This window comes from Paraburkholderia sp. (genome assembly GCF_026225065.1).
GTDB lineage: Bacteria > Pseudomonadota > Gammaproteobacteria > Burkholderiales > Burkholderiaceae > Paraburkholderia.
Genome location: NZ_JAMFSB010000033.1, coordinates 1 through 5921, shown reverse-complemented (window position 1 = coordinate 5921; position 5921 = coordinate 1). Strand labels below are relative to the sequence as shown.

At 63.3% G+C, this 5921-nt stretch carries 6 protein-coding genes; 1 reads left to right on the top strand and 5 read right to left on the bottom strand.

From position 1 onward, the window contains the following. Nucleotides 1–183: 183 nt before the first annotated feature. The 5 genes from M0954_RS02380 to M0954_RS02360 all read right to left on the bottom strand — a co-directional run bounded on the left by M0954_RS02380 (nt 184) and on the right by M0954_RS02360 (nt 3596). Nucleotides 184–801: a DUF938 domain-containing protein gene (locus tag M0954_RS02380; protein ID WP_297351432.1), complete on the bottom strand. Its 618-nt coding sequence runs from the start codon at nt 799–801 to the stop codon at nt 184–186. Nucleotides 802–814: 13 nt separating this feature from the next. Next, a complete protein-coding gene (locus tag M0954_RS02375) occupies nt 815–1420 on the bottom strand; it encodes a pyridoxamine 5'-phosphate oxidase family protein (RefSeq protein ID WP_297351430.1) in 606 nt (201 codons plus the stop codon). Between the two features lie 233 nt (nt 1421–1653). Then, nucleotides 1654–2511 (bottom strand): NAD-dependent protein deacetylase, encoded by an 858-nt coding sequence (locus M0954_RS02370; protein WP_122158381.1) that lies wholly within the window; start codon nt 2509–2511, stop codon nt 1654–1656. Next, nucleotides 2508–2750 (bottom strand): oxidoreductase-like domain-containing protein, encoded by a 243-nt coding sequence (locus M0954_RS02365; protein WP_297351428.1) that lies wholly within the window; start codon nt 2748–2750, stop codon nt 2508–2510. Before M0954_RS02365 ends, M0954_RS02370 begins: the two co-directional genes overlap by 4 nt. Before the next feature lie 87 nt (nt 2751–2837). Beyond that, on the bottom strand, nt 2838–3596 hold the full coding sequence (locus M0954_RS02360; RefSeq protein WP_123388182.1) for an SDR family oxidoreductase: 759 nt from the start codon (nt 3594–3596) through the stop codon (nt 2838–2840). Nucleotides 3597–3839: 243 nt separating this feature from the next. On the opposite strand from M0954_RS02360, the gene M0954_RS02355 reads away from it, so the two are divergent. Next, nucleotides 3840–5921, top strand: a 2082-nt coding sequence (locus M0954_RS02355) for a TonB-dependent receptor (RefSeq protein WP_297351426.1), incomplete at its 3' end; no start/stop codon positions are given.

Genomic DNA, 5921 nt, shown 5'->3' with positions numbered 1-5921 from the left:
CGGCCCATGACCGCTAGCCCCACTACGCCGATTGCCTGTTTGCCCATTTGAATTCTCCAGATTCCGAATTGTCGAGACGCCGCGCCCAAATTGCCGCCGACGGGGCGTCGAGGATGAAAGCATAAAAGAAATGGCCGATTGCCGCTCGTTAGTGAGCTTCCCGGTTCAGACCCGCGTTGCGCGCTAGCGTTTCGTGAACACCAGACTGAAATTGTTGGCGGGCATCGCGATCGGCTCGCCGCAGACAAACCCCTGCGCCTCGCCGAGCGCCACCACCGCTTCCATGTTGCGCACGCCGAACGCGGCATTGCGATCGCGCAACTGCTGATCGAAAGCTTCGTTGCTGGGCGCGGTGTGCGCCCCGTGACGCCGGTACGGCCCGTATAGATACATTACACCGCCGCTGCCCAGCAAGCGGGCTGCTCCGTCGAATAACCCCTGAGTGGCAGTCCATGGCGAAATATGGATCATGTTGATGCAGATCAACGCCTGTGCCGAATCGATGCCCCACGGGCCATGCTCGACGTCCAGTGCGAGCGGCGCCCGGATATTCGTCAGACCGCTGTCAGCGGTCCACGCCGCGATCGACGCGCGTGAGCCCGCATCGGGATCGCTCGGTTGCCAGACGAGGTCCGGCAGCGCTGCCGCGAAATGCGTCACGTGCTGGCCGCTGCCGCTGGCAATCTCAAGCGCGAGGCCGCTCGTCGGCAACACCTGCCGCAGGACGGCAAGGATCGGATTGCGATTGCGTTCGGCGGCTGGGGCATGCTGACGTGAGTCGGAAGTAGATGAATTGCTCATTGGAGGCAGGATCTTAGTACAGGGTGGTGCGCACTCTTTCGGCTAACTCGAGGTCGTAGGCGAGTGCGTCGAAAGTTTGGCCGTTAATACGCCGGTGGATCGCGCCAGCACTCGGCAGACGCGAGCGCTCCACATGGCACTCCGGTTCCCACAGTCTGGAGCGAACGAGCGCCTTCGAGCAATGGAAATACACAGCGTCGACGTCGACCAGCAGCACGGTACGCGGAAGCTTGCCTTCGACGGCGAAGCTTTCAAGCAGCGCCGCATCATTGGAAATCCGCCCGCGGCCGTTGACCCGCAAGGTCTCGCCGACGCCCGGCACGACGAACAGCAACGCGAGACGCGGCTCGACGATGATGTTACGCAGGCTGTCGATGCGGTTGTTGCCGGGACGATCGGGAATCGCCAGCGTCCGTTCGTCGATGATGCGCACGAAACCGGCCGCGTCGCCGCGCGGCGAGCAGTCGAGCCCCTCCGGCCCAGCTGTGGCCAGCACGACAAACGGCGCGAATTCGATAAACGCGCGGTAGTCCTCGTTGACGTAAGGAATCTCTTTGCGCACCGCGCGCTCGTGCGGCTGGCCGTAGATCGTCTCGAGTTGTTCGATGGTCGTCAGCATGGGCGTTCCTGTGTCGACCCGAGTTAGTGCGAAGCTCTTACTCGGGTCTCATGCAAAGCTGGTTCGTCGCGGACGTTCGCGTAGCGAGGACAGTTGCGGCGCGGCAAACGGCTTTCCATTATCGACGATCCGGAGGCGGTTCGGGCGTGCTTCGGGCCCGATTGAGGCGAAATCGAAGCGCAATCCGGGCTTGACCGGGGCTCAATCCAGGCGCAAAACAGGCGGCAAGCGCCTCAATCGAGCGCAAGACGCGCAGCCAGCGCGGTCAGCGTCTCCGCGCACGGCGCCGCGACTTTCAACGTCAACAAGGGATCCGCGCGCGTGCGTCCCAGGTTGATCGCGGCAATCGGCTTGCCCATCTTTTGCGCCCAGACACAGAAGCGGTAACCCGAGTAGACCATCAGCGAAGACCCCACCACCAGCATCGCGTCCGCCGCCTCGAGCGCGCGCGTGGCGTCGTCGACGGTCGCGCGCGGCACGTTCTCTCCGAAGAACACCACCGAAGGCTTCAGCAGGCCGCCGCAATTCGGACACGGCGGAATGCGGAAGCCGCCGAGATCGTGCCATTCGAGGTGAGCGTCGCCGTCGGCGGCCGGTTCGGCGACCACGTCGAGCAGCGCCGGGTTGTCGGCTTCGAGCGTCTGCTGGATCGCCGCGCGCGCATGCCGTGTCCCGCAATCGAGGCATGTCACCGCGCCGATGCTGCCGTGCAGTTCGATCACTTCGCTGCTGCCCGCACGCTGATGCAGCCCGTCGACGTTCTGCGTCACAAGCGTCGGCACATGCCCCGCGGCTTCGAGCCTTGCAAGCGCGCGATGCGCGTCATTCGGCTGGGCCTGCGCCACCACCGGCCAGCCGATCATGCTGCGGGCCCAGTAACGCTGCCGCGACGCCAGCGAGCCGAGGAATTCCTGCAAGGTGATCGGCGGCGAGCGTTTCCATTCGCCGTTCTCGTCGCGGTAGCCGGGAATCCCGGAATCGGTGCTGATGCCCGCGCCCGACAGCACGAACAGACGCGGATGACGCTGCACGAAGTCATGCAGATCGTCGAGCGCGGGCGTTTCGATGAGGGCGGGCTGGAGGTCGGTCATGAGCGGTTTTTCGGCTGACGGCGCTGCCGAGGCTCGCGGCGCTGCCGTGCCTGCCACTCCGCAAGCGCCGCCTGATAGCGTTCAAGGGCGTCGTCGTACAGATCGAAGACACAGGGGTTGCAGCCGCTATGACAGCAATCGTCGAGGCCGGGACGCACAGGCGCAACCGGGGGTGGATCGTCGAGCGGGTGGTTCTGCGGCCTGTCGCGCAGTTTGTCCTTCGGCGAAGCTTGAGGCACGTCTGCATCCGGGTGACATGGGATCAGCCAGTATAAGTTGATCCGGCGCGCGGCGTGCAGGCCGAGCGCCGCGCCATACCGCCTGCGTCATCCGCGTCCGACGAACGGCATCTTGCTCGCCATGATCGTCATGAACTGCACGTTCGCCGACAATGGCAGGTTCGCCATATGCAATACGGCATCGGCAACCAGTTCGACATCCATCAGCGGCTCGATCACGATCTCGCCGTTGGCCTGCGGCACGCCGGTCGCCATCCGCGCGGCCATCTCCGTGGCCGCATTGCCGATATCGATCTGACCGCAGCAGATGTCGTACTTGCGGCCATCGAGCGAGACGGATTTCGTCAGACCGGTAATGGCGTGCTTGGTCGACGTATACGCAATGCTGTTCGGACGCGGCGCGTGCGCCGAGATCGAACCATTGTTGATAATGCGTCCGCCGCGCGGGCTCTGCGCTTTCATCATGCCGAAAGCCGCGCGCGTGCAAAAAAAGACGCCGTTCAGATTGATGTCGACCACCGCGCGCCAGTCTTCAACGCTGAGCTCGTCGATCTCGACCGGTGGCCCACCGCGTCCCGCGTTGTTGAACAGCACATCGAGGCGTCCATAGCGCTCACGGATCGTGTCGAACAGCGCAGCGACACTCGCGGCGTCGCTCACGTCGCACGGAACAGCGAGCGCGTCCTCGCCGCGTTGCCGCGCCTCGTCGGCAAGCGCATCGAGCGGCGCCTGCCGGCGTCCTGCCAGCACCACGCTGTAACCGTTCTGAAGAAGCCTGCGTGCCGTCGCAAGGCCAATGCCGCTGCCCGCGCCCGTGACCAGCGCAATCTTGTTTGTAGCCGTCACCACCCGTCCCCCTGGAAATAAGCTGTTCGCCAACGTACCACGTCTGCGCTTTCGCGGCAGCCAGGTGCGCCTGTCCGCTCGGCTCCCCCAGCCACAGATTCGAATCCGCGGTTGCATAAATAATTTGTTATGTTATAACATCTCGCAATTCGCAGACGGGACCCACGCCTGAAACACGGCGCATACCGCTAAGTACGGCCAGTCCGGCGCGACAAGAGGATCATCCACTCGCACAACAAGAACATGAAACATCACATACTCATCTCGCGTGCCGCGTTGCTGCTGTTTGCGCAGACGGTTTCGCTCCACGTGCTCGCCGCCCCCGCAGGCACCCCGCTGACCGGCACCGTCACCGACACCCAGGGGCATGCGGTCGACAACGCCGCGGTGTCGATTCAGGACGCCGATGGCCACACCCTCGCGCAAACGCACACCGGCGACGACGGCCGTTTCGCGCTGCCCGACGTCCAGCCTGGCACCTACGCAGTCACCGTCAATGCGAAGGGCTTCGGGGCGAATACCAGCATCGCCACCGTTGACGGCAGCACGCCCCCCGCGCTGAAGGTCGCGCTCGAAAAAGGCAGTGCAATCGATGTCAACGTTCAGGCACAGCGCCTGAACGAGGCCCGCAATGGCCTGCAGCCGGACGTCGGCGCGAGCGTCTACCGCTTCACGCAGGCGGACATCCAGGCGCTGCCGGAAGGGGACAACACGCCGATCAACCAGGTATTGCTGCAGGCGCCGGGCGTCGCCAACGATTCGTATGGCCAGCTCCACGTGCGCGGCGACCACGCGGACCTGCAATACCGGATCAACGGCATCATCATCCCGGAACCGATCAGCGGCTTTGGACAGTCGCTCGATACGCACATCGTCGACCAGGTCAACCTCATCACCGGTGCGCTTCCGGCGCAGTATGGCTACAAGACGGCGGGCATTGTCGACATCACGACCAAGTCGGGCGATCTCGGCAACGGCGGCTCGGTCGATGTCTATGGCGGCAGCCATCAGACGCTGCAGAGCAGCGCCGACGTCTACGGATCGGAAGGCGCGCTCAGCTATTTCTTCACCGGTACGCTTGGCGTGAACAACCTCGGCATCGAGGCGCCGACTGCAGACGGCAGTCCGATACACGACCACACGCGCCAGGGTAATGGCTTCGGCTACCTGTCGTACATCATCAACCCGCTCACACGGGTGACGTTGATGGTGGGCACGGCCGCCAATCAGTTCCAGTTGCCAAACACGCCGAACCTGCCGACCAATTTCGCACTTGCCGGTCACACGACCTTCAACTCCGCCGATCTGAACGAAACGCAATCGGAGCTGAACAACTTCGGAGTGCTAGCGTTGCAGGGCACCAATGGCGGCGCGCTCGACTATCAGGTGTCGCTGTTCACGCGCTATACGCGGACCCAGTTCAATCCGGACCCCATCGGCGATCTGATGTTCAACGGGGTGGCCTCGACCGACTTCCGCAGCAACCAGGCCGAGGGCGTGCAGGCCGATACGACGTTCCGGCTCAACGACGCACACACGCTACGGGGCGGCGTGTGGGTCGAACAGGAGCACGCCGTCTTCAGCGACAATGTTTCCGTTTTCCCTACCGACGCCAACGGCAATCAGAGCTCGGATGTCCCATTCAACATCAGCGACGCGGGTGCCAACACTGGCTATCTGTATAGCGCGTACCTGCAGGACGAATGGAAGCTCAATAGCAAGCTGACGTTGAACTACGGTCTGCGTTACGACGGCATGGACGAGTTCGTGCACGCCAGCCAGTTGAGCCCGCGTATCGGCCTCGTATTCGAGCCGACCAACGCCACCACGCTGCACGCCGGTTACTCGCGCTACTTCACGCCACCCGATTTCGAACTGGTCTCTGGTACTACGGTCTCCCGTTTCATCGGCACAACCAATCAGAGCCAGGTGTCCGCGGACAGCCCGGTGCAGCCCGAGCGCAGCGACTATTTCGACATCGGCGTGACGCAGCGCATCACGCCCGCGTTGACCATCGGCCTCGACGCTTACTACAAGATCGCGAAAAACCTGCTCGACGAAGGCCAGTTCGGCACCGCGCTGATCAATACCCCGTTCAATTACCAGTACGGCCGCGTCTACGGACTCGAATTCACCACCAACTACAAGCAGGGCAACGTCTCCGCGTACCTGAACCTGGCGTATAGCAAGGCCCAGGGCAAGGACGTCGATTCCGCGCAGTTCAACTTCACCGCGGCCGAGCTCGCATTTATCGCCAATAACTGGGTGTTCCTCGATCACGATCAGCGCGTAACCGTGTCGCTCGGTGGTGCCTATGAGTTGGGG

Coding starts and splice junctions, on each gene's coding strand:
- M0954_RS02380 (WP_297351432.1), bottom strand. CDS start 801: ATGAGCAATTCATCTACTTCCGACTCACGTCAGCATGCCCCAGCCGCC.
- M0954_RS02375 (WP_297351430.1), bottom strand. CDS start 1,420: ATGCTGACGACCATCGAACAACTCGAGACGATCTACGGCCAGCCGCAC.
- M0954_RS02370 (WP_122158381.1), bottom strand. CDS start 2,511: ATGACCGACCTCCAGCCCGCCCTCATCGAAACGCCCGCGCTCGACGAT.